22 protein-coding genes are annotated in these 21571 nt (G+C 69.6%); 6 read left to right on the top strand and 16 right to left on the bottom strand.

The window, feature by feature from the left end:
* Positions 1-379: 379 nt before the first annotated feature.
* Positions 380-1969 (bottom strand): DGQHR domain-containing protein, encoded by a 1590-nt coding sequence (locus ACILQS_RS09495; protein ID WP_395639880.1) that lies wholly within the window; start codon positions 1967-1969, stop codon positions 380-382.
* A gap of 190 nt (positions 1970-2159) precedes the next feature.
* Between ACILQS_RS09495 and ACILQS_RS09490 the strand changes: the two genes are divergently transcribed.
* Positions 2160-2576 carry a DUF1761 domain-containing protein gene (locus ACILQS_RS09490; RefSeq protein ID WP_395639879.1) on the top strand — a complete coding sequence of 139 codons (417 nt, stop codon included), beginning with the start codon at positions 2160-2162 and terminating at the stop codon, positions 2574-2576.
* A gap of 17 nt (positions 2577-2593) precedes the next feature.
* Here the strand turns inward: ACILQS_RS09490 and ACILQS_RS09485 are convergent, their stop codons facing one another.
* The 3 genes from ACILQS_RS09485 to fgd form a co-directional block, all read right to left on the bottom strand.
* The gene (locus ACILQS_RS09485) at positions 2594-3196 is read right to left on the bottom strand and encodes a TetR/AcrR family transcriptional regulator (RefSeq protein WP_395639878.1); all 603 of its coding nucleotides are present in this window, start codon (positions 3194-3196) and stop codon (positions 2594-2596) included.
* On the bottom strand, positions 3186-3815 hold the full coding sequence (locus tag ACILQS_RS09480) for a class I SAM-dependent methyltransferase (RefSeq protein ID WP_395639877.1): 630 nt from the start codon (positions 3813-3815) through the stop codon (positions 3186-3188). Before ACILQS_RS09480 ends, ACILQS_RS09485 begins: the two co-directional genes overlap by 11 nt.
* 154 nt (positions 3816-3969) lie before the next feature.
* On the bottom strand, positions 3970-4986 hold the full coding sequence (gene fgd, locus ACILQS_RS09475) for a glucose-6-phosphate dehydrogenase (coenzyme-F420) (protein WP_395639876.1): 1017 nt from the start codon (positions 4984-4986) through the stop codon (positions 3970-3972).
* A gap of 113 nt (positions 4987-5099) precedes the next feature.
* Between fgd and ACILQS_RS09470 the strand changes: the two genes are divergently transcribed.
* The gene (locus ACILQS_RS09470) at positions 5100-6413 is read left to right on the top strand and encodes a DUF222 domain-containing protein (protein ID WP_395639875.1); all 1314 of its coding nucleotides are present in this window, start codon (positions 5100-5102) and stop codon (positions 6411-6413) included.
* Between the two features lie 81 nt (positions 6414-6494).
* On the opposite strand, the gene ACILQS_RS09465 is transcribed toward ACILQS_RS09470, so the two are convergent.
* From ACILQS_RS09465 to ACILQS_RS09450, 4 genes are all read right to left on the bottom strand, one after another.
* Positions 6495-6737, bottom strand: coding sequence for a hypothetical protein (locus tag ACILQS_RS09465; RefSeq protein ID WP_395639874.1), 243 nt, complete (start codon positions 6735-6737; stop codon positions 6495-6497).
* Positions 6738-6752: 15 nt separating this feature from the next.
* Positions 6753-7241 (bottom strand): pantetheine-phosphate adenylyltransferase, encoded by a 489-nt coding sequence (gene coaD, locus ACILQS_RS09460; RefSeq protein ID WP_395639873.1) that lies wholly within the window; start codon positions 7239-7241, stop codon positions 6753-6755.
* Between the two features lie 74 nt (positions 7242-7315).
* Entirely contained in the window at positions 7316-9463 is a 2148-nt protein-coding gene (locus ACILQS_RS09455) for an ATP-dependent DNA helicase RecG (protein WP_395639872.1), read from the bottom strand.
* Between the two features lie 13 nt (positions 9464-9476).
* Positions 9477-10511 (bottom strand): magnesium and cobalt transport protein CorA, encoded by a 1035-nt coding sequence (locus tag ACILQS_RS09450; protein ID WP_395639871.1) that lies wholly within the window; start codon positions 10509-10511, stop codon positions 9477-9479.
* A gap of 23 nt (positions 10512-10534) precedes the next feature.
* Here ACILQS_RS09450 and ACILQS_RS09445 point away from each other — a divergent pair, with 23 nt between their 5' ends.
* The gene (locus ACILQS_RS09445) at positions 10535-11134 is read left to right on the top strand and encodes an RsmD family RNA methyltransferase (RefSeq protein WP_395639870.1); all 600 of its coding nucleotides are present in this window, start codon (positions 10535-10537) and stop codon (positions 11132-11134) included.
* A 22-nt stretch (positions 11135-11156) separates the two neighbouring features.
* Positions 11157-11990 (top strand): intradiol ring-cleavage dioxygenase, encoded by an 834-nt coding sequence (locus tag ACILQS_RS09440; RefSeq protein ID WP_395639869.1) that lies wholly within the window; start codon positions 11157-11159, stop codon positions 11988-11990.
* Here ACILQS_RS09440 and thiL read toward each other — a convergent pair whose 3' ends face one another.
* Positions 11991-12950 (bottom strand): thiamine-phosphate kinase, encoded by a 960-nt coding sequence (gene thiL / locus ACILQS_RS09435; protein ID WP_395639868.1) that lies wholly within the window; start codon positions 12948-12950, stop codon positions 11991-11993.
* A 40-nt stretch (positions 12951-12990) separates the two neighbouring features.
* Between thiL and ACILQS_RS09430 the strand changes: the two genes are divergently transcribed.
* Positions 12991-13488, top strand: coding sequence for a DUF3515 family protein (locus ACILQS_RS09430; protein WP_395639867.1), 498 nt, complete (start codon positions 12991-12993; stop codon positions 13486-13488).
* Between the two features lie 110 nt (positions 13489-13598).
* Here the strand turns inward: ACILQS_RS09430 and ACILQS_RS09425 are convergent, their stop codons facing one another.
* On the bottom strand, positions 13599-14696 hold the full coding sequence (locus ACILQS_RS09425; protein WP_395639866.1) for a D-alanine--D-alanine ligase family protein: 1098 nt from the start codon (positions 14694-14696) through the stop codon (positions 13599-13601).
* Entirely contained in the window at positions 14693-15724 is a 1032-nt protein-coding gene (locus ACILQS_RS09420; RefSeq protein WP_395639882.1) for an NAD(P)H-dependent glycerol-3-phosphate dehydrogenase, read from the bottom strand. The genes ACILQS_RS09425 and ACILQS_RS09420 overlap by 4 nt, the downstream gene beginning before the upstream one ends.
* Positions 15725-15763: 39 nt before the next feature.
* Between ACILQS_RS09420 and ACILQS_RS09415 the strand changes: the two genes are divergently transcribed.
* Positions 15764-16570 carry an EI24 domain-containing protein gene (locus ACILQS_RS09415; protein ID WP_395639865.1) on the top strand — a complete coding sequence of 269 codons (807 nt, stop codon included), beginning with the start codon at positions 15764-15766 and terminating at the stop codon, positions 16568-16570.
* Here ACILQS_RS09415 and ACILQS_RS09410 read toward each other — a convergent pair.
* The 5 genes from ACILQS_RS09410 to ACILQS_RS09390 all read right to left on the bottom strand — a co-directional run.
* The gene (locus ACILQS_RS09410; RefSeq protein WP_395639864.1) at positions 16567-17310 is read right to left on the bottom strand and encodes a lysophospholipid acyltransferase family protein; all 744 of its coding nucleotides are present in this window, start codon (positions 17308-17310) and stop codon (positions 16567-16569) included. The genes ACILQS_RS09415 and ACILQS_RS09410 overlap by 4 nt on opposite strands.
* Positions 17311-17324: 14 nt before the next feature.
* A complete protein-coding gene (murA, locus tag ACILQS_RS09405; protein WP_395639881.1) occupies positions 17325-18647 on the bottom strand; it encodes a UDP-N-acetylglucosamine 1-carboxyvinyltransferase in 1323 nt (440 codons plus the stop codon).
* 114 nt (positions 18648-18761) lie between these two features.
* Positions 18762-19358: a 3-isopropylmalate dehydratase small subunit gene (gene leuD / locus ACILQS_RS09400; protein ID WP_395639863.1), complete on the bottom strand. Its 597-nt coding sequence runs from the start codon at positions 19356-19358 to the stop codon at positions 18762-18764.
* On the bottom strand, positions 19358-20833 hold the full coding sequence (gene leuC, locus ACILQS_RS09395) for a 3-isopropylmalate dehydratase large subunit (protein WP_395639862.1): 1476 nt from the start codon (positions 20831-20833) through the stop codon (positions 19358-19360). The genes leuD and leuC overlap by 1 nt, the downstream gene beginning before the upstream one ends.
* Positions 20834-20997: 164 nt before the next feature.
* A partial coding sequence (locus tag ACILQS_RS09390) for a hypothetical protein (RefSeq protein ID WP_395639861.1) occupies positions 20998-21571 on the bottom strand: 574 nt, incomplete at its 5' end.

Below are 21571 nucleotides of genomic sequence, written 5' to 3'. Positions count from 1 at the left end.
GAGGATGGCAAACGCAGATCGGAGCTCTGAGTAATAGGCAAGATGTCGGGCAACGCTGGGGTAGCCGCTAAACATCGCGCGTAGTGCTGACGACAAGTAGCGCCAAGCATCTGTCGAGTGCGCGAGGGCACTTCCCGATGCCCACTGCGCAGCGAGATCAAACTCATCGTCGCCGTACTGGTAGTCGCTGGGGGCGCCCGGAGCGGCTTGCGGGTGACCCGCATCCACGAGCCTGCCCAGCCGAAGGTTCGCGAGGTTGGCGACGAGACCAGCGTCCACGACAGTCGTGGAGGTCGATTGAACCGCCGCGGCCAGCCTGGACTTGAAGCCGGGTTCCGGCGGAGCGACTTGAGCCCTACCGAACAGCCGGCGAAAGAACTCATTCACCAGCGTCCTGCGTGGGATCTTCTGCGAGGACCGAGAGCATCCGCTTCGCCGCGCGCTTCACAAGCGGACTCGAAGAGTCGAGCATCACCTTGTAGACATCCCGCCGCAGTGCCACATAGCCACCGCTTCCCCGGTAGATCGCCTTGTCCCTTTCAAGGGCCCCATGAACCCCAGGAGCCTTTGAAGACCTCCAGTCGAATGCTGCGAAAGCTTCAGCAAACGCACGAAGGTGAGCTCGAATCTCGGTCGACTCGAGACTCGCAAGCGCTTCGCCCACTTGCTCGGGATCGATTGAGTCTTCGGATGGCGGTAGCACCCAGCGAGAAAGCTCGAGTTGCTCCTGCTCAAGGAACGTAACCTCGTTCAAGATCAGCATGAAGGCGCGAACCCCTTGATCCGATGCCAACATACTTTGACGGCCTAGCGCGACGTCAACGACAGCCGCATCTGGCTGAGCGATGGCGCGATACCAGGTCGGCTTGACCCGAGCGACCGCGTCTACGAACTCTTGCCAGGCCGCTATCAGGAATGCCGCCTGCTGAGCGCGATTCCAGTCGAGCCCGCCCGAGTCGCTGTGCCCGTAGAGACCCCCCGCAACGAATCTACTGTCCCAGGCCTTCACGAACGAGGCCATAAGCGATCGTACGAAAGACGCCTGGGAAACGGGCTGCTTGTCGCCGACACCCTTCGCGCCGATCATGTTGATGCGGTCGTACCAAGGGCTGTCTGCCGAAGCCCACAGCGCTTCGGTAAGTTCCTGCGCTCGAGACTCGCGGTAGACCTTTAATCCTTCACCGCCAATGAGCCAATCCTGCGAGCGCAGCATCGGGTAGAGATCGAAGGCGAGCGAGGTGTTGATCTTCTTCGGCTTGATGTTGATAGACCAGAAGAGATACGCCTGAAAACTCCGATCGAGGTGAAGGAACGCTACAACCGGAAGGTAGAAGTCCTCGGTATCTTCGTCGTCCTCGAAAGCCCAGAGTCGATGCTGCCCATCAATCACCTCGAAGGGCGGGGTCATGTCGAGAGCGTCGTTGGCCTCATAACTAGGGACTGAGAGCTGCACTGCGGAGCCTGCCTCGACCCCGACTAGATCTGGAGACATGACGGCGAGTTCTTCTCTGAGCGGATCGAGCCCCTCGCGGACTTCACCTGGAGCCAGAATGTTGACCACGACCGCGGTCGGCAGCCACCCGGGCCTTTGCAAACTTGGCTCGGCGTTCTTCAACTGTCCGGCGGTCATGCTCGACATGGGATAACCGAGCTCGACGAAGCGCCGAATTTCGCGACTTCGTGTGGACTCGTGTGGACGCTGAATATTGGTGTCGCTGCTTCGAGGCACGTGAACGCTCGGGTTGCGCCGGAAGACGCCCGCAAGCCGCCTCACGTCTGAAGCCTTCAACACGAGCACCACGAACGAGTGATTTGGCTCACCGCCGGGCATCGTGGAGAAGTCAATCCTGTTCCACGCCTCCCGCCATTGGCTCGCAACTAGCGCCGTCACCTGACTCATGTTCGAAACTGTATCGGGAGTGAGCCGCGCGCCGATCAGCCGCGTGAGGTAGCAATACCGTGCTGCCATGAGCGCAGCGCCGTGGCACCATCACCTGCGGGGCACGCGCTGACACCCACACCACCTCGCCGAACGCTGCGCCGCTACCGCCGCCTCTCAGCCGACGTCGAGCGGGAGTTCGCGACGACCAGAGGATGTCAGAGGGTCCCCATACCTTGCATTACGGAACCGCTAGTTCCGTAATCATCCAAGGAGACCCATGTTCAACGTCCTGTCCGAGATCAACTGGCTCGCCGTCCTCGCCGCTGTCGCCGCTTCCGCCGTCATCGGCGGCGTCTGGTTCGGCGTCGTCGTCGCGAAGCCCTACCTCGTCGCCCTCGGGCGGCAGAACGAGCCCGCGACGAAGCCCGCGCCGCTCACCTTCGTCGGCCCGATGCTCGCCGGCGCCGTCATCGTCGTCACGAGTGCCGTGCTGCTGCGCGCGCTCGGGGTCGAGGCGCTCGGCGACGGCATCCTCTTCGGGGTCATCGTCGGCATCGGATACCTCGTCGCGATGACGTTCACGATCGCGATCAACCCGAACTTTCCCCGACCGGTGTTCTACACGCTGCTGAACGCGCCGTCGTTCCTGCTGACGAGCGTCGTGACGAGCATCATCCTGACGCTCTGGCGCTGAGCTCTCGGAAGCGCGCCTCAGAGCTGCTGCCGGTCGTCGACCCCGAGGGCCGGCAGCAGCACCGTCTCGAGCAGCATCCCGACGTACGACGGCGGAATCGGCAACCGCTGGATCGAAACCCGGAACGTCACGAGCGTCGGGATGATCGCCGCCATCGTCTCGACATCGGTCGTCGCCGCGATCTCGCCGCGCGCGATGGCGCGCTGGATGATCGTGCGGTTCGCGTCGACCCAGGGGCCGGTGATCGCCGCCGCGAGCCGCTCGTCGTCGGCGAGCATCGACGCCAGGCCGACCATCACGCGCAGCCGCCGCTCGTCGTCGACATCGCCCTGCCGCGTGAGCATCGCCCGCAGATCCCCGCGCAGCGACCCGGTGTCGGGGATCGCCTCCGGGTCGATGCTCGCGCCGTCGAGCCGAGCCACCGCGTCGAGTGCGAGCTCGGCCTTCGAGGGCCAGCGGCGGTACATCGCCGCCTTGCCGACCCCCGCCCGCGCCGCCACGGCATCCGTCGTCATCCCGGCGTAGCCCGACTCCGCGAGTTCGGCGAGAGCGGCATCGAGGATGGCGGCGTCACGGGACGCGTCACGCTTGCGCCCCAGCCGGGCCGGTTCAGTGACCACGCGACGCCGTCACGGCATGGATGCGCTCGATCACCCCGGCCTTGAGGCGGTCGGATTCGACGACCTCGAGTCCGGCGGCGCGCACGAGGGGCAGTTGGCGCCGGGTGAAGTGCTCGCCCGCCGTGAGGATCGTGACCCGTTCGAGAAGCCACTGCGCGGCGAAGACCGGCGGCCAGGTGCTGCCGACGTGGTCGAGCAGCAGGAGGGATCCGCCCGGCACGAGCACCCGCGCCATCTCGGCGATCGCGACCTCGGGACGCGGGATCGAGCACAGCCCGAGGGCGCAGACCACCGTGTCGAACGACGCGTCGGGGAACGGGAGGTTCTCGGCGTCGCCCTCGCGGAGATCGACCTGGATGCCGACGGCTGCGGCGTGCTCGCGGGCGAGGTCGAGCATCGCCGGGGTCAGATCGAGACCTGTCAGGGTGACGTCGGGCGCGTAGAACTCGAAACTGCGTCCGCTGCCCACGGCGACCTCCAGCACGCGACCGTGGGCCCGGGCGCCGATCCACTCGCGGTTCCCCGCGAGGAGGCCGCGCTCCAGGCCCGCCATCGTGCGGTCGTAACGGTCGGCGTTCTTCTGCCAGACCGTCCGCTGCTTGGCGGTTGCGTCATCCATCGGCGTCAGGTTACTCGGAGTGGGTTTCGATACACCGCTGCGCGGCACTCAACCCGCGGAACCTCGCGGTTTCGATACACCGCTGCGCGGCACTCAACCCGCGGAACCTCGCGGTTTCGATACACCGCTGCGCGGCACTCACCCCGCGGAGGCGTCAGAGGGCGCGGAGGCGGGGGGCGAGGTCGTCTTCGAAGAGCTTCAGGAAACGACGCTGGTCGTGCCCGGGGGCGTGGAAGACGAGGTGGGTGAAGCCGGCATCCACGTACTGCTTGATGCCCGCCGTCACCTCGTCGGGGTCGCTGCCGACGATCCAGCGCGACGCGATCTGCTCGATGGGGAGGGCATCCGCCGCCTTCTCCATCTCCATCGGATCGGTGATGTCGTGCTTCTGCTCCTTGCTCAGGGCGAGCGGCGCCCAGAAGCGCGTGTTCTCGAGCGCGGCGGCGGGATCGGTGTCGTAGGAGAGCTTGATCTCGATCATCCGATCGATGTCGTCGAAGCTGCGGCCGACCTTCTCGGCGCCCTCCTTGACGGCGGGGACGAGTTCGTCGGTGTAGAGCGACATGCCCTTGCCCGACGTGCAGATGAAGCCGTCGCCCGCGCGGCCGGCGTAGCGCGCCACCATCGGGCCGCCGGCGGCGATGTAGACCGGGATCGGCAGCTCGGGACGGTCGTAGATGTTCGCGTCGTGCGTCTCGTAGAACTCGCCGCGGAAGTTGACCCGCTCCTCGGTCCAGAGCTGGCGCATGAGGTCGACGGCTTCGCGGAGGCGGCCGAAGCGTTCCTTGAACTCGGGCCAGGCGCCCTCGTCGGCCCCCAGAGCGCCCGTGGCGACCTCGTTGAGCGCCTCGCCGGTGCCGACGCCGAGGAAGACGCGGTCGGGGTAGAGCACGCCCATCGTGGCGAAGGCCTGGGCGATCACCGCCGGGTTGTAGCGGAAGGTCGGGGTCATCACGCTCGTGCCGATGCGGATCTTGCTCGTGCGCTCCCCCACCGCCGCCATCCAGGTGAGCGAGAACGGCGCGTGCCCGCCCTCGTGGCGCCAGGGCTGGAAGTGGTCGCTCACGGCGACGCTCTCCATGCCGTGCTGCTCCGCCGCCACGGCGATCTCGACGAGTTCGCGGGGGTCGAACTGCTCGGCCGACGCCTTGTATCCGAGGGTGAGGCTCATTGACCCATTCTGTCGCGCGGGTGTGGATATCGCTTGCTCTCGTCGTTGTGTTCGAGTAAACTGATCCTGCTCGTGCCAGAGTTTCGTACTTCTCTTCCCGGAAGGATGTCGGCATGAGCGCGCCCTGCACCGTGATCGAGCTCCCCGAGCTCTCCGGTGTATCCGAGGTGCCGTCGGCGCGGTTGGAGCAGCTGCTCGCAGCGTATGCCGCGGCGGGTCGACGGGTGGATGCCGGGCTCGCGATTCTCGCCGGGGAGGTCGAACGGCGCTCCGCGGTGGAGCACGGGCATCTCGGGTTGGCGCAGTCCTCGGGAGATCGCACCGCCGACGCGTTCGTGTCGCGCGTGACGGGCGAGTCGGGGGCCTCCGCCCGGCAACTGGTCACCGTCGGAACCCTCATGGATGCCGCCCCGCCCTGGTTCGCCGACGTCGCCGGGTCGGTGCGCTCCGGTGACGTCTCGGTCGGTGCCGCGGCCGCGATCACTCAGGGGCTCGGAGCGCCATCACCGTCGGTGTCGCCGGATGCGCTGCTCGACGCCGCCCAGCAGCTGCTCGACGCGGCCGCGACGCTGCCCCCTGAGAAGGTCGCCCGCCGCGCGCGCGAGATGCGCGACGACCTGGATGCCGCCGGCGTCGCCTCTCGGGAGGAAGCACTGCGGGCGAAGCGGTTCCTGCGACTCACCCTCCAGGCCGACGGGATGACCCGCATCTTCGGCATGCTCGACCCCGAACAGGCGGCCCTCGTCACCGACGCGATCGACTGCGTCACCGCGCCCCGCCGCAACGGACCCCGATTCGTCGACAGCGCCGAACGTGCGCGCGTCGAGGCACTCGAGAAAGACCCTCGCAGCACCGAGCAGATCGCGGTGGACGCCCTGGTCGAGATGATCCGCATCGCCGGCACCGCCGACACCGGCCGCGTGTTCGGCATCCGACGACCCTCCGTGCGCGTCCACGTCGACGCCCGCGACCTCACCCGCGGTGACGGCGCCGCGCACCTCGAAGGACAGAGCGCCGCCGTGTCGATCGCCACGGCCGAACGTCTCATGTGCGGCGGCTACCAGCCCGTCGTGTTCCACCCCGGCGGAAGCCTCGACCTCGGGCTCACCCAACGGCTCTTCAGCGAGCGGCAGCGCGTCGCCCTCGCCGCGATCTGGGGCGGCTGCGCCGTCGAGCAGTGCGATCGACCGCCCTCCTGGACCGAAGCCCATCACGCCCACCCCTGGAAACACGACGGGCCGACCGATATCGACAACGGAGTGCTCCTCTGTCGGCACCACCACATGCTCCTCCACAACGGCGGCTGGCGAATCCACCGCCCACCCGGACGAGGGCACGTCGGCTGGACGATGAGCGATGGGCGACGAACCCTTCCCCTCGTCACCAAGAACCCCGTTCGACAGCACCAGCTCGCGCGAACGCCCTGACGCGCAGCGCGGGAGAGCTCTGCCCGGAGTCGCGCGCGACACCGAGCGGCGGGACTCGCCTCGCCGCAACCCAGCCCTCGGCTAGCTGTCGCGAAGCCCCTCGGGAAGCCGCGGGATCCAGGATGCGGTGATCGCCTCATCGGGGCGCATGTCGACGTAGGTGCCCGTCTCCCCCGACGGGCCGTCGGAGGCGGCGGCGAACGTCGATCCGCACACGTCGCAACGCAGCATCCCGAGCTCGTCGGGCTGGTGCGGGCCCAGATGCTGACAGGTCGGACACTCCGAGAACACGGCCTTGTCGTTCCAGTCGGAGCGGATGCCCATCGCGCAGCGACCCCGTCAGACCCGGTTGTTCTCGAGCAGCTTCGCGACCGCCGGCGGCACGTAGGGCGACACGTCGCCGCCGAGCGACGCCACCTGGCGCACGAGCGAACTCGACACGTGCGCGTGGGCCGGGTCGGGCAGCAGGAAGATCGTCTCGACCCCGGCGAGGTTGCGGTTCACGATCGCCATCGGCGTCTCGTAGGCGACATCGATCTGCGAACGGATGCCCTTGACGAGAACGCTCGCTCCCACGTCGGTGCAGTAGTCGACGAGCAGTCCGACGCTCCACGAGGTGACGACGATGTTGCCCGCGAACCCGGCGGTGGCGACGGACTCCTGGATGAGCGACACCCGCTGGGCGATCGGCAGCAGCGCCGTCTTGCCCGGGTTGTGCACGACGAGCACGTGCAATTCGTCGAAGAGCCCGGCCGCCCGCTCGATCACATCGAGGTGCCCCAGAGTGACCGGATCGAACGATCCCGGGACGACAGCGATCCGACTCACGTTCGTCACACTATCCGAACGTCCCGCGGGGGACGTGACCGTTTCGTGACGTGTTCCCGAGGGTCGCCTGAGAGCTAGCTCTTGCCCAGGAAGGCGCGCTCGGTCTCGTCGAGCCGGCGCTCCAGAGCATCCTTCAAGGCGGGATGCTCACGCAGCTCGGGGTCGGACTCGAGGATGTCGGCCGCCACCTCCCGCGCGTCCTCGATGAGCTTCCCGTCGCGCGACACCCGCAGCAGCTTGAGCGACGACCGCCCGCCGGACTGGGATTCGCCGAGCACATCGCCCTCGCGCCGCAGCTCCAGGTCGGCCTGGGCGAGCTCGAATCCGTCGAGCGTCGATTTCACGGCCTCGACACGATCCATCGCGAGCGACACCTTGTCGACGTGGGTGACGAAGAGGCAGAGCCCGGGCACGCTCCCCCGGCCGACCCGGCCGCGCAACTGGTGCAACTGGGCGATGCCGAACCGGTCGGCGTCGAGCACGACCATCGTCGAGGCGTTCGGCACGTCGACGCCGACCTCGATCACGGTCGTCGCGACGAGCACGTCGATATCGCCGGCAGCGAAGGCGCGCATCGTGGCGTCCTTCTCGTCGGCGCTCATGCGACCGTGCAGCACCTCGATGCGCCGCGCAGCGAGTCGGGGATGCCGGCGCAGCTCCTCGACGACGCTCAGCACCGCCGACGGCGGGGGCAGCCCCTCGTCGGGGGCGTCGGCATCCCGATCTTGTTCTTCCACGGTGCGAGCATCGATCGCGGGACACACGACGAACCCCTGGTGCCCCTTGTCGAGCTCCTCGGCGAGCCGCTCCCAGACGCGGGCGATCCAGCCGGGATGCTCGGCGAGACCGACGACGTGCGACTCGATCGGCGAGCGCCCCTTCGGCAACTGGCGAAGAGTCGACACGTCGAGGTCGCCGAACACGGTCATCGCGACGGTGCGCGGGATCGGGGTCGCCGTGAGCACCAGGACGTGGGGGCTCTCCCCTTTAAGTCGGAGAGCTTCGCGCTGGTCGACGCCGAACCGATGCTGCTCATCGACCACGACGAGTCCGAGGTCGGCGAACTGCACCTGCTCGCCGAGCAGCGCGTGCGTGCCGACGACGATGGACGCCCCACCCGACGCCGCCGCGAGGGTCGCCCGGCGGCGATCGGCGATCGGCAGCTGCCCGGTGATCAGCGTGGGCCGCAGCCGCGCGGCCAGATCGGGTCCGAGCGACTGCACGATCGACCGCAGGTGCTGCCCGGCGAGCACCTCGGTGGGCGCGAGGAACGCCGACTGGCCGCCCGAGTCGGCGACCGCGAGCATCGCCTTCAGCGCCACGAGGGTCTTGCCCGAACCGACCTCGCCCTGCACGAGACGGTTCATCGGGATGCCGGAGGCCAGGTCGCGCTCGATCTCCGCCCCGACCGCCACCTGGTCGTCGGTCAGCTCCCACGGCAGCCGCGCGGCGAACTCCGCCGAGGCTTTTCCCGGCACCCGCGGCGTCGCGACCCGGGCGCGGTACGCCGCACGCTGGCGCAGCAGCGAGGTCTGCAGCACGAGCGCCTCGTGGAACCGCAGCGTCTCCTGCGCGTTCCTCCAGTCCGCCTCGACGCGCGGACGGTGGATGAGACGCAGCGCCTCGCGGAAGTCGAGCAGTCCGCGGGTGGCGCGCACGACATCCGGAACCGGGTCGTCGAGCGGGGGCAGCGCATCCACCTGGGCCTGGATCACCCCGCGGATCTTCGTGCCGTCGAGCGACGCCGTCGCCGGGTAGATCGGCATCGGCGCCTCGGCCCACGCCCGAGCCTCCTCGGAGTCGGCATCCAGGTCGTCGGGGAACGCCTCGTAGGCCGGGTGCGCCAACTGCCGGGTCTCGCGGTACAGGCCGACCTTGCCGGCGAAGATGCCGCGCATCCCGGGCTTCAGCCCGTACGTCGCGCGGCGGCTGAAGAACGTCAGCTGCAGCGTGCCCGTGCCGTCGGTGATCACCACCTCGATGAGCTCGCCGTGCCGGTTGCGCATCTGCCGCGCGGTGATGCTGCGCACCTCCGCGACCACCACGACCGTGTCGCCGATGCGCAGCGAATCGAGCGGAGTGAGGTCGCCGCGCACCGCGTAGCGCCTCGGGTAGTGGCCGAGCAGATCGCCGACGGTCTCCAGCCCGAACGCCTTCTCGAACAGCGGCGCCACGCGCGCGCCGAGCGCCGTCAGCAGGCGCGTATCGAGGGGTCCGGGCACGACTCCAGGCTAGTTACAACCACCCGCGCTTCTTGAACACGATGTAGAGGATGAGGCTCGACGCCCCCATCGCGACGAGGGCCGCCGGGTAGCCCCACCACTGGTGCAGCTCGGGCATCACGTCGAAGTTCATCCCGTAGATCGACCCGATGAGCGACGGGGCGAAGAGGATGGCGGCCCACCCCGAGATGCGGCGGGTCTGGTCGGCCTGCGCGTTGCTCGCCTCCGACAGGCGCTGGGCCTCCTCGTTCTGCCGCTGCCCGACGAGGGAGGTGTTGACCGCGAGGATGTCGCGCAGCAGCACCCGGAACTCCTCGATCCGCTCCGTCGCCTGGGTGACGTGGTCGGCGATGTCGCGCAGCACCGGAGCGAGGTGATCGTCGACGTGCCCGTCGGCGAACCCCGCCTCGAACTGGTCGAGCATGACGTTCAACGGCACGACCGCCCGCTGGAATTCGATGACCTCGCGATTGAGTTCGTAGATGCGCCGCGACACCTTCGGGTCGCCGTCGAACACCTGCGTCTCGATCTCGTCGATGTCGTTCGCGAGCCCTTCGATCACCGGCTTGTAGCCGTCGACGACGGCGTCGATGATCGCGTACAGCACGGCCTCGGTGCCGCCGTGCATCGCGTCGGGAGTCGCCTCCATGTGCCGGCGCACGATCGAGAGATCGGGTCCTTCACTGTGCCGCACGGTGATGACGAATCGCGCGCCGGCGAAGACGTGCAGTTCGCCGAAGTCGACGTGTTCGTCGTCGTCGTCGTAGTTCGCGGCACGCAGCACCATGAACATCGTGTCGCCGTAGCGTTCCAGTTTCGGACGCTGGTGGGCGACCACGGCATCCTCGACCGCCAGCTCGTGCAGGTCGAACTGCTCGGCGAGTTCCACGAGCAACGACGACTCGGGGCGGTAGAGCCCGATCCAGGCCAGCGCGGTGGGATGCGTCGCGAGGAGCGCGAACGTCTCGGCGAGGGTGGCGGGGGATGCGATCCGCTCCCCGTCGACGTAGACGGCGTTGTTGACCACCCCGGGTTCGCGCGACGCCACCTGCTGATCGTAGTGTGGCCCGAGTGACGCGGATCATCTCGGGCTTCGCCGGATCGCTGCGCCTCGCGGTGCCACCGGTCGGCACCCGCCCGACGAGCGATCGGGTGCGCGAGGCGATCTTCTCTGCGCTCGACGCCCGCGGCGTGCTGCCGGGGGCCCGCGTGCTCGACCTCTACGCGGGGTCCGGGGCGCTCGGACTCGAAGCCGCCTCCCGCGGCGCCGCCCACGTCACCCTCGTCGACAAGGCGACGGCGGCGCACCGCGCCACGAACGACAACGCCGCGCGCGTGCGCAAGGCGGCCCCGCGAGGCGCGGTCCCCGAGATCGTCGTGTCGTCGCAGCCGGTGCAGTCGTTCCTCGGCGGCACCTCCCCGGGGATCACCTGGGATGTCGTCTTCCTCGACCCGCCCTACGACCTCGGCGGCCTCGAGCTCACCCACAACCTCGAGGCCCTCGTGCCCCGGCTCGCGGAGGACGCCGTCGTCATCGTCGAACGCTCCGCCCGCGACCGCGCCCCCGACTGGCCGGACGGGCTCGAACTCGACCGCCGGAAGGACTACGGCGAGACCGCGGTCTTCTCCCTCTCTCGGTCGGCGCCGAAGCCTCTCATCGCGAACGCATAGCCGACACCGCTGCGATGTGCTCATGACACGGTGGACAGATGCACACGGCAACGAGATCGACGAGGAAGACCGCGGTCTCGTCTACGACATGACGACCCTCGTCAACAGGCGCGTGGCGCTCGGACTCTTCGGCGGGGTGTCGGTGGTGACGCTGCTGGCAGCGTGCGGCGTCGCGCCGACGACGACCACGACCGCCTCCCCCTCGACGGACTCCAGCTCCGACGCGGGCGAACTCACCGAGGTGCCCGACGAGACCGCCGGCCCCTACCCGGGCGACGGATCGAACGGCATCAACGTTCTCGACGACTCCGGGATCGCACGCTCCGACATCCGGTCGTCGTTCGGGGCGTCGACGGTCACCGCCGAGGGCGTGCCGCTCACGATCGTGCTGACGGTGCGGGATGCCGCCACCGGCGACGCCCTGAGCGGTGGTGCCGTGTACCTGTGGCATTGCGACCGCGACGGCAACTACTCGCTCTACTCGGATGGCCTCGAAGACGTGAACTACCTTCGCGGCGTGCAGGAGATCGGCGCCGACGGGTCGGTGACTTTCACGTCGATCTTCCCCGGTTGCTATGCGGGACGCTGGCCGCACATCCACTTCGAGGTCTACGCCGATGTCGCAACCGCGATCGCGTCGGGCCCGATCGTGAAGACCTCCCAGATCGCCCTGCCGAAGGAAGCGTGCGAGGCGGTCTACGCGACGACCGGCTACGAGCGGAGCGTCGGCAACCTGGCGCAGGTCTCGCTCGCGAGCGACAACGTGTTCGGGGACGACCAAGGGATCCACCAGATCGCGACGATGACCGGATCGGCATCGGCCGGCTACACGGCGGCGCTGACGATCGGTGTCTGACTAGCGTCGGCCATCCACGTAGGGATCCCAGCCGCCGCGCTCGTCGTACGGCACGCCGTCGACGAGAACTCCCTCGCCCGCCTCCACGCGGCCGATGACGCGAAAGCCTCGCGGCAGCACGGCCTCGGCCGGGAACGTCGCCAGGAGCGCGTGCGCCTCGCCGCCCTGGAGGGATACCGACCCGTCGAGGGCCGCGAACAAGATGTCGAGCCGCACCCCGGATGCGGCCGCGATCCTCCGCGCGTCGATCGCCAGGCCGTCGCTCACGTCGAGCATCGCCGTCGCCCCGGCGAGGGCCGCCGCGACGCCGTCGAGCAGCGGCGGCGACGGCGCGAGCTGGGCCTCGATCTCGGCGGGAAACTCGGCACGCAGCGCGACGGCGCGGGCCGAATCCGGGGCTCCTGTCTCGTCGACGGCGCGGGTGAACAGAAGCTCGAGGCCACGGGCGGCGAGGTCGAGCGGCCCCGAGACGGCGAGCACGTCCCCGGGCTGCGCCCCCGACCGCGTCACCGGCGGCCGGCCCTCGAGGTCGCCGAACGCGGTCACCGCGATCGTGAAGGTCGCCGAGGCCGCCAGGTCGCCGCCGACGACTCCGCACCCCGGCGCCAGGGTCTGGCAGGCATCGCGCAGCCCGTCGGCGAGTCCCTCGAGCACCGCCACATCGGTGTCGGGCGGCGCAGCCACGGCGACCACGAGGGCGGTCGGTACGGCCCCCATCGCGGCGACGTCGGCGAGGTTCGTCGCGGCCGCCTTCCAGCCGAGATCGTGCGGCGTCGACCAGGCGAACCGGAAGTCGGGCCCGTGGATCATCGTGTCGGTCGTCACCACGAAGCGGCCGTCGGGCGCCCGCAGCACGGCGGCGTCGTCGCCGGGGCCGAGGATCGTCGCGTCGGAGTCGGGCAGCCGCGGGAAGATCCGGGCGAGAACCGCGCTCTCGCCGAGCTCGCCGAGGGTGACCACGTCCGCCAGGCTAGCCTGCCCCGGTTAGCCTGGAGGGGCCATGTCTCCCCGCCGCGCCTTCACCGCCCTCATCACGGTCGCCGCCGCCGTCGTGCTGGCGGGCTGCTCGCCGACCGTGTCGATGACCCCGGCCGCGGAGTTCTCCAACGACCCGGAGTGCGCCGCCGCGACCGTGCGGATGCCGGACGCCCTCAGCAGCTACGCGCTGCGGCAGACCGACGCGCAGGCAACGGCCGCCTGGGGCGAGCCGACGGTCGTGCTCTCGTACTGCGGAGTGCCGGTGCCCGAGGTCTCCGACCTGCCGTGCGTCGAGATCAACGGCATCTTCTGGTTGCGCGAAGACGTGCCGGCGGGTCTCGCGTTCACCACCTACGGCCGCGACCCCGCGTTCCGGGTGATCATCGACGTGCCCGAGGACGTCGCCGACGCCGCCGTCGCCCCGGGGGTCGTGCTCGACGAGCTCTCCGTGCCGGTGTCGTACACCTCCGAGAACGGACGCACCTGCGTCGACGTCGAGGACACCGTCACCGGGCGATAGCCTCGCCCACCCCGTGGGTTGAGTGCCGCCGAAGGCGGTGTATCGAAACCCACACGTCGGCGATACCTGGGTTTCGATTGACCCGCTGCGCGGGCACTCAACCCGCGGGTTCAGCGGGGGGTGTGAAGTCCCAGGGTGATGAGTTCGTCGATCAGCTCCGGGTAGGTCACGCCGGAGGCGAGCCAGCAGGCGGGGAACATCGAGATCGGGGTGAAGCCCGGCATCGTGTTGACCTCGTTGAGTACGAACGACTCCCCCGTGAAGAAGAAGTCGACGCGCGCGAGACCCGCCCCGCCGATCGCCTCGAAAGCGCGGGCGGCGACGCGTTGCATCTCCTCCAGCTCCCCGGGCGCGAGGTCGGCCGGACACACCAGCTCGACGCCGGGCGCGTCGTGGTACTTCGCGTCGAAGTCGTAGAACTCGCGCGTCGTGAGCACGATCTCGCCGGCGACGCTGACCCGCGGCGCGGCGCCGTCGCGCCCCTGCAGTACGGCGCACTCGACTTCGCGCCCGACGATCGCCTGCTCGACGAGCACCGTGTGGTCTTCGGCGAACGCGAGGTCGAGGGCCGCATCGAGGTCGTCGAGCGACTTCACCTTGGTGACGCCGACGCTCGAGCCGGCCCGCGCGGGCTTCACGAACACCGGCAGCCCGAGACCGGCGATGCGCCGGCGCCACAGGTCGGGGTCGGCGGCGAGTCGAGCCCGGGTGACGGTCACCCACGGGGCGACCTCGATCCCGGCGCCCTGCAGCACGGTCTTGGTGAAGTGCTTGTCCATGCCGAGCGCGGAGGCCAGTACCCCGTTGCCGACGTACGGCAGCCCCACCAGCTCGAAGAGACCCTGGATCGTGCCGTCCTCGCCGAACGGTCCGTGCAGGATCGGGAAGGCGACATCCACCTCGCCCAGCGAGCGCACCGTCCCGTCGGGGTCGCGCACCGTGAACTCGCGGGTCGAGGCCGACTCGGGCAGGAAGACGCGGGTGCCGTTGTCGCGCACGACGGGCAGCTCGTCGGCGAGGGTGAGACCGGTCGCGTCGTCGGGCTGGAGGGTGAGGATGCCGTCCGGTGTGATGCCCACCGGGATGACCTCGTACGTGGTGCGGTCGAGGGCGCCGAGCACCCCGCCCGCCGTCGCGCACGAGATGCCGTGCTCGCTCGAGCGCCCGCCGAAGAACAGCGCGACGCGGGTCTTGTCCGAGGAGGTCATTCGCCCTGCGGCTCCGTCGTGTCGGTGGTGAGGTGGGGCGCGAGGTCGCGCGGGGCCAGGGTGCCGGCGAGCACTTCGGCGACCTGCATGACGATCGGCATCTCGACGCCCTTCGCGGCGGCGAGTTCGAGCACCGGCGCGACCGACGCGAGACCCTCGGCCGTCTGGTTCATCTGCGTGACCACTTCGGCGTAGTCGTAGCCCTGGCCGAGCAGCCGGCCGGCGGTGTTGTTGCGCGAGAGCGGAGATTCGCAGGTGGCGATGAGGTCGCCGAGGCCGGCGAGCCCGCTCATCGTCTCGGCGAGGGCGCCGTGCGCGACCGCGAAGTCGGTCATCTCGACGAGCCCGCGGGTGATGATCGACGCCTTCGTGTTCTCGCCGTAGCCGACGCCGTCGACGATGCCGATCGCGACGGCGATGAGGTTCTTCAGGACTCCGCCGAACTCGGTGCCGACGACATCCGTGTTGACGAAGCAGCGGAAGTAGCGGTTGCTCGCCGTCGCGGCGACATCGGATGCCGTGGCCAGGCTCGTCGAGGACACGACGGCGGCGGTCGGCTGCTCCTTCGCGATCTCGAGCGCCAGGTTGGGTCCGGAGACGACGGCGATGCGCTCCGGGTCGATCCCGAGTTCGGCGAGGATGACCTCGCTCATCCGGGCGAGGGTGCCGCGTTCGACGCCCTTCATGAGCGACACGACGGTCGCACTCTCGGGGATCAGCTCCCTGACGATGCGGAGGTTCTCGCGCAGCGACTGCGCCGGCACCGAGAGGTAGACCTGTTCCGCCCCGTCGAGCACCTCCGGCAGCCGCGGGCTCGCCGCGACGTTGCGGGGCAGGTTGATGCCCGGCAGGTAGTCGGAGTTGCGATGCGACTGGCTGATCTCGCGGGCGAGTTCCGGGCGGCGCGCCCAGACCGCGACGCTGTTGCCGGCATCCCCCAGGATCTTCGCGAACGTCGTGCCCCACGAGCCGGCGCCGAGCACCGCGACCCGTCGGCCGAGGTCGGGGAGGACGAGGGGCTGGGTCATCGTCACCGGCCCAGTCTTCCACGTGGATAACCTGAAGCCATGACGGCGAGCACGCCCCCGCGAGCGGCGCCGGAGCGCGGCCCGAACTTCATCACCGAGTTCTTCGCCGGCGTCGCGACGCTCGGTCGCGGATTCTCCTACTGGCGGCGACGACCCGGCACGATGGCGCTCGGCCTCATCCCCGCGGGCATCGTGTTCGCCGGGCTCGTGGTGCTGATCGTCGTCCTGGTCAGCAACATCGACCCGCTGACGATCTTCCTCACCGGGTTCGCCGAGGAATGGGACCCCGGCTGGCGCACGCTGCTGCGCGCCGGCTTCGGGCTCGCCCTCGTCGTCGGCCTCGTCGTGCTGTACGCGTTCGCGTTCACCGCGCTCACCCTGCTCGTCGGCGACTGGTTCTACGCGCGCATCTGGCGGATCGTGGAGGCCGACCTCGGCGAGTTCACCGCGCACCGCCCGGAGCCCGGCTTCTGGCGCTCGACCCTCGACGCCGCGCGCCTCGTGGTGCGGGCGATCGTCACCGGTCTGCTGCTCGCCCTCCTCGGACTCGTTCCGGCGGTCGGCACGCTCCTCGCCGTCGTGCTGGGCGTCTTCCTCTCCGGCCGACTCGTCGCGCTCGAGCTCACGACCCGGCCGCTCGAGGCGCGCGGGATGACCCGGCAGGAGCGCCGCGCCGCCCTCCGCAGCCATAGCCCGCGCGTGCTCGGGTTCGGGGTCGGGGTGCACCTGTGCTTCTTCGTGCCGGGTGGCGCGATTCTCGTCATGCCGGCCGCCGTCGCCGGTGCGACGCTGCTGGCCAAGCACGTGCTGGGCGAGGTCGAGCGACAGGAGGCCGGGGGCGCCTAGCGGGTCGGCGGTTCGAAGCGCCCGTACTCGGACTGGCCGTGCGCGACCGGATCCCAGCGCTCGGCCGGCGGCGTCTGCCCGCGCAGTTCGCCGAGCAGCACCGCGATGGCATCCATCAACGCCGTCGTCGCCGCGGCCAGCGCGGCCGCGTCGGTGCGCCCCGCCCACGGGGTGAGGTCGAGCGGCGGGCCGACGAGCATCTCGACGTCCGACCGCGGGAAGAACCGCAGCGTCCCGCCGTAACGCGGCAGGATCTTCTGCACGCCCCAGTGCGCCATCGGGATGAGCGGGATGCCGTACTGCAGCGCCAGGCGCACGGCCCCGGTCTTGCCGCGCATCGGCCACTCGTCGGGATCCCGGGTGAGCGTTCCCTCGGGGTAGACGATCACCGCCAGCTCCTCGTCGATGAGCCGACCGGCCGCCGCGAGCGGGTCGGGCCCTCCACCGCTCCGCTCGACCGGGATCTGCCCGGTGTAGCGCAGCAGCGCGCCGAGCAGGGGCACCCGGAACACGCTCGCCTTCGCGAGGAACCGCGGCACCCGCCCGCCGCGCCAGACCAGGTACGCGGTCGTCAGCGGGTCGAAGTTGGTCACGTGGTTGGGCGCGATCACGAACGCCCCGCGCTTCGGGATGTGGTCGAGCCCGCGCATGCGGTAGCGGCCGAAGAACTCGAAGATCGGGATGGCGACGGCGGCGACGATGCGCCAGCGGATCAGCTTCTCGGGCTTGCGTCGACGCACGTCGCCCAGAGTATCTAGACCAGGTCGAAGTCGGCGCCCAGGCCGGCGAGCTTCTCGACGAAGTGCTCGTACCCGCGGCTGATGAGCCCGAGATTCGACACGGTCGAGGTGCCCTCGGCGGCGAGCGCCGCGATGAGGTAGCTGAATCCGCCGCGGAGGTCGGGCACCCGCACATCCGCCGCGTGCAGTTTCGTCGGCCCGGTGATGACGGCCGCCTGCTCGAGCTTGCGGCGCGGCACGCGACGGGTCACCGATTCGAGCCCCTCGCTGTGCACGACGATGTCGGCCCCCATCTCGACGAGCGCGTCGGTGAAGCCGAGACGGTTCTCGTACACCGTCTCGTGCACGACCGAGACGCCCTCGGCGAGGGTGAGCGCGACGATGAGCGGCTGCTGCCAGTCGGTCATGAACCCGGGGTGCACATCGGTCTCGACCTGCACGGGCTTGAGCGCCCCGCCCGGATGCCAGAAGCGGATGCCGTCTTCGCGCACGTCGAACGAGCCGCCGACCTTGCGGAAGACGTTGAGGAACGTCATCATCTCCTGCTGCTTGGCGCCCTTGACGAAGATGTCGCCCTCGGTGGCGAGCGCCGCGGAGGCCCAGGAGGCGGCTTCGTTGCGGTCGAAGATCGCACGGTGCGTGTACCCGGTGAGGGTCTCGACGCCTTCGATGAAGATCGTGCGGTTGGGCTCCATCCAGATGATGGCGCCCATCTTCTGCAGGATCGCGATGAGGTCCATGATCTCGGGCTCGATCGCGGCGTTCTTCAGTTCGGTCACGCCCTGGGCGCGCACGGCCGTGAGCAGCACCTGCTCGGTCGCGCCGACGCTCGGGTACGGCAACTCGATGTTCGCGCCGTGCAGGCCGTTCGGGGCGGTGATGCGGATGCCCTCGTACGACTTGTCGACGATCGCGCCGAACGCGCGCAGGGCGTCGAGGTGGAAGTCGATCGGCCGGTCGCCGATGCGGCAGCCGCCCAGGTCGGGGATGAGCGCCTCACCGAGCGCGTGCAGCAGCGGTCCGCAGAACAGGATCGGGATGCGGCTGGAACCGGCGAGCGCGTCGATCTGCGCGAAGTGGGCGCGCTCGACGTTCTTCGGGTCGAGCACGAGCACGCCGTCCTCGGGGCTCGTGACGGCGACGCCGTACGCCTCGAGCATCTTGGTGACGATCGAGATCTCGGAGATCTGCGGGACGTCCTGCAGAAGGCTGGGCGTCTTGCCGAGGAGGGCCGCGACCATCGCCTTCGTCGCGAGGTTCTTCGCTCCGCGCACGTGCACGGTGCCCTTCAGCGGCTTGCCCCCGCGAATGACGATGCCGTCGGCCTTCAGGCCCACGCGCTCCGCGGCCTTCGCCGCATCCTTCGCCAGACCGTCGTTGACGTCACCGTCGTTCACCACGAGAGAGCTTGCCACTGTGACACCTGCTGCCTTACCACCGGGAGAACCGGTTCACCGAACGGGGAGAGTGCGGGGCCGCCAGCTCTCCCTGGTGCCCTCGAACTCGGTGATCCGCGCTTCGTCGCGCAACGTCAGCCCGATGTCATCGAGCCCTTCGAGCAATCTCCAGCGAGTGTAATCATCGATCTCGAAACCCGCCTGGAGGTCGCCGACACTGACCGTTCGTGCGAGGAGGTCGACGGTGGCCGCGACGCCGGGCTGGGCCTCGATGGCCGCCCAGAAGCGCTCGATCTCGGCCTCCGGGATGGTTGCGGTGAGCAGCCCCTGCTTGCCCGAGTTGCCCCGGAAGATGTCGCCGAACCGCGGCGCGATGACGGCCTTGAAGCCGTAGTCGCGCAGCGCCCAGACGGCGTGCTCGCGGCTCGACCCGGTGCCGAAGTCGGCTCCGGCGAACAGCACGGTCGCGCCCTGCGCCCACGGCTGGTTGAGCACGAAGGTCTCGTCCTTGCGCCACTCGTGGAAGAGCGCGTCGTCGTAGCCGGTCTTCACGATGCGCTTGAGGAACACCGCGGGGATGATCTGGTCGGTGTCGACGGCGTTGCGCGGCAGCGGGATGGCGGTGCCGGTGACGGTCTCGAACTTCTCCATTACGCCATGACCTCCGCGCTCAGGTCGGACGGGGCCGACAGGGTGCCGCGGATGGCGGTCGCCGCGGCGACGACGGGCGACACCAGGTGGGTGCGTCCGCCCTTGCCCTGGCGGCCTTCGAAGTTGCGGTTGGATGTCGACGCGCAGCGCTCCCCCGGGGCGAGCTGGTCGGGATTCATGCCGAGGCACATCGAGCAGCCGGCGAAGCGCCATTCGCCGCCGAACTCCTCGACGATCTTGTCGATGCCCTCCGCCTCGGCTTCGAGCCGCACGCGGGCCGAGCCCGGCACGACCATGACCCGCACGTGGTCGGCCTTCTTCTTGCCCTTGATGATCGAGGCGAAGGTGCGCAGGTCGTCGAGGCGGCTGTTGGTGCACGACCCCATGAAGACGGCGTCGACGCGGATGTCCTTCATCGGGGTGCCGGCCGCGAGGTCCATGTACTCGAGCGCGCGCTCCGCCGCCGCCTTCTCGTTCGGGTCGCTGATCGTCGCCGGGTCGGGGACCGACTCGTTGAGCGAGACGCCCTGCCCGGGGTTCGTGCCCCAGGTGACGAACGGCTCGAGCTCGTCGGCATCCAGGAACACCTCCGCGTCGAAGACGGCGTCGTCGTCGGTCGCGAGCGTGTCCCAGTGGGCGACCGCCGCATCCCAGTCGGCGCCTTCGGGCGCGTGCGGGCGGCCCTTCAGGTAGTCGTACGTGGTCTGGTCGGGGGCGACCATGCCGGCCCGCGCGCCCGCCTCGATCGACATGTTGCAGATCGTCATGCGGCCATCCATCGACAGCGCGCGGATGGCGGACCCGCGGTACTCGAGCACGTAGCCCTGCCCGCCGTTGGTGCCGATCTTGGCGATGACGGCGAGGATGATGTCCTTCGCCGTGACACCCGGACGCAGCGTGCCCTCGACGGTGATCGCCATCGTCTTGAACGGCTTCAGCGGCAGCGTCTGCGTGGCGAGCACGTGCTCCACCTCGCTCGTGCCGATGCCGAACGCCATCGCCCCGAAGGCGCCGTGCGTGCTCGTGTGGCTGTCGCCGCAGACGACCGTGATGCCGGGCTGCGTGAGGCCGAGCTGCGGGCCGACGACGTGAACGATGCCCTGCTCGATGTCACCGAGCGGATGCAGGCGCACCCCGAACTCGGCGCAGTTCGCGCGCAGCGCCTCGATCTGCGTGCGGCTCGTGAGGTCGGCGATCGGCTTGTCGATCTCGAGCGTCGGGGTGTTGTGGTCTTCCGTCGCGATCGTCAGATCGGGACGCCGCACGGGGCGGCCGGCTTGACGGAGTCCGTCGAAGGCCTGCGGGCTGGTGACCTCGTGCACGAGGTGCAGGTCGATGTAGATGAGGTCGGGCTCGCCGTTCTCGCCCTTCGCGACGAGGTGCTGGGCCCAGACCTTCTCGGCCAGGGTCTTGGCCACGGGTCCATCGGTGCTGATCGGCCCATCGGTGCTGATCGGGCTATCGGTGGTGCTCATGAGAGTTCGGTTTCCTTCGGGATGCCAGGGGTGGGATCCGGCCCGCGGGACCCGCGCGAACGGGTGAGAGCCGCGACGAGGAGACCGGAGACTAGGCCTCGTCGCGGCGACGAAGGAGGAGCCGCTCGAGCATCCTCCGAGATTAGCACCGCCCGCCGGGCGCGTCAGGCGTCGGGAAGCAGCGCCAGGTCGTCGACGGTGACCAGCCGGGAGGCGAGCGCGTGCTCGATCAAACGGGCCCGACGCCGGGTGGCGAGATTGCCCCGACCGCCGCGCAGACCGGCGAAGCCGGCGCGGTCGAGGCGATCGCAGACGTTGTCGAGCTTGCGGTTGAAGGCGGTGAGACTCCAGCCGAGCCGGGCGGCCGCCTCGACCGAGGTGGGGAAGTCGTCGACGCGGCCACCGGGACGCCGCAGCGCCTTCTCGCACAGCACGACCAGGAGCAACCGCTGATTCGGGGTCAGCCGCGGCAGCTCGACCCGCTCCGGCCGGAGTTCCGCGGACGTCGCGGCGGCGGAGTAGGGCAGCTCGCCGTGGAGCGCGAACTCGTACGTCGTGCGGCCCGCGGCGAAGACGACGTGGGCGGGCTCGAACACGAGCGGGACGCGACCCCCCGGGGCGAGTTCCGTCGAGACCCGGCCGCTCGGGTCGCTGACGCGGACCAGACGGGAGGCGGCGGTGCTCGTGAGCCACCAGATGCCGTTCTCGTCGGACACTTCGAGCACCCGCGGGTCGAGG

Origin of the sequence: Pseudolysinimonas sp., assembly GCF_044239695.1 — a bacterium.
Classification (GTDB): Bacteria; Actinomycetota; Actinomycetes; order Actinomycetales; family Microbacteriaceae; genus Pseudolysinimonas_A.
The sequence above is the reverse complement of the archived record's forward strand: the minus strand, read 5'-3'. Positions and strand labels throughout refer to the sequence as shown.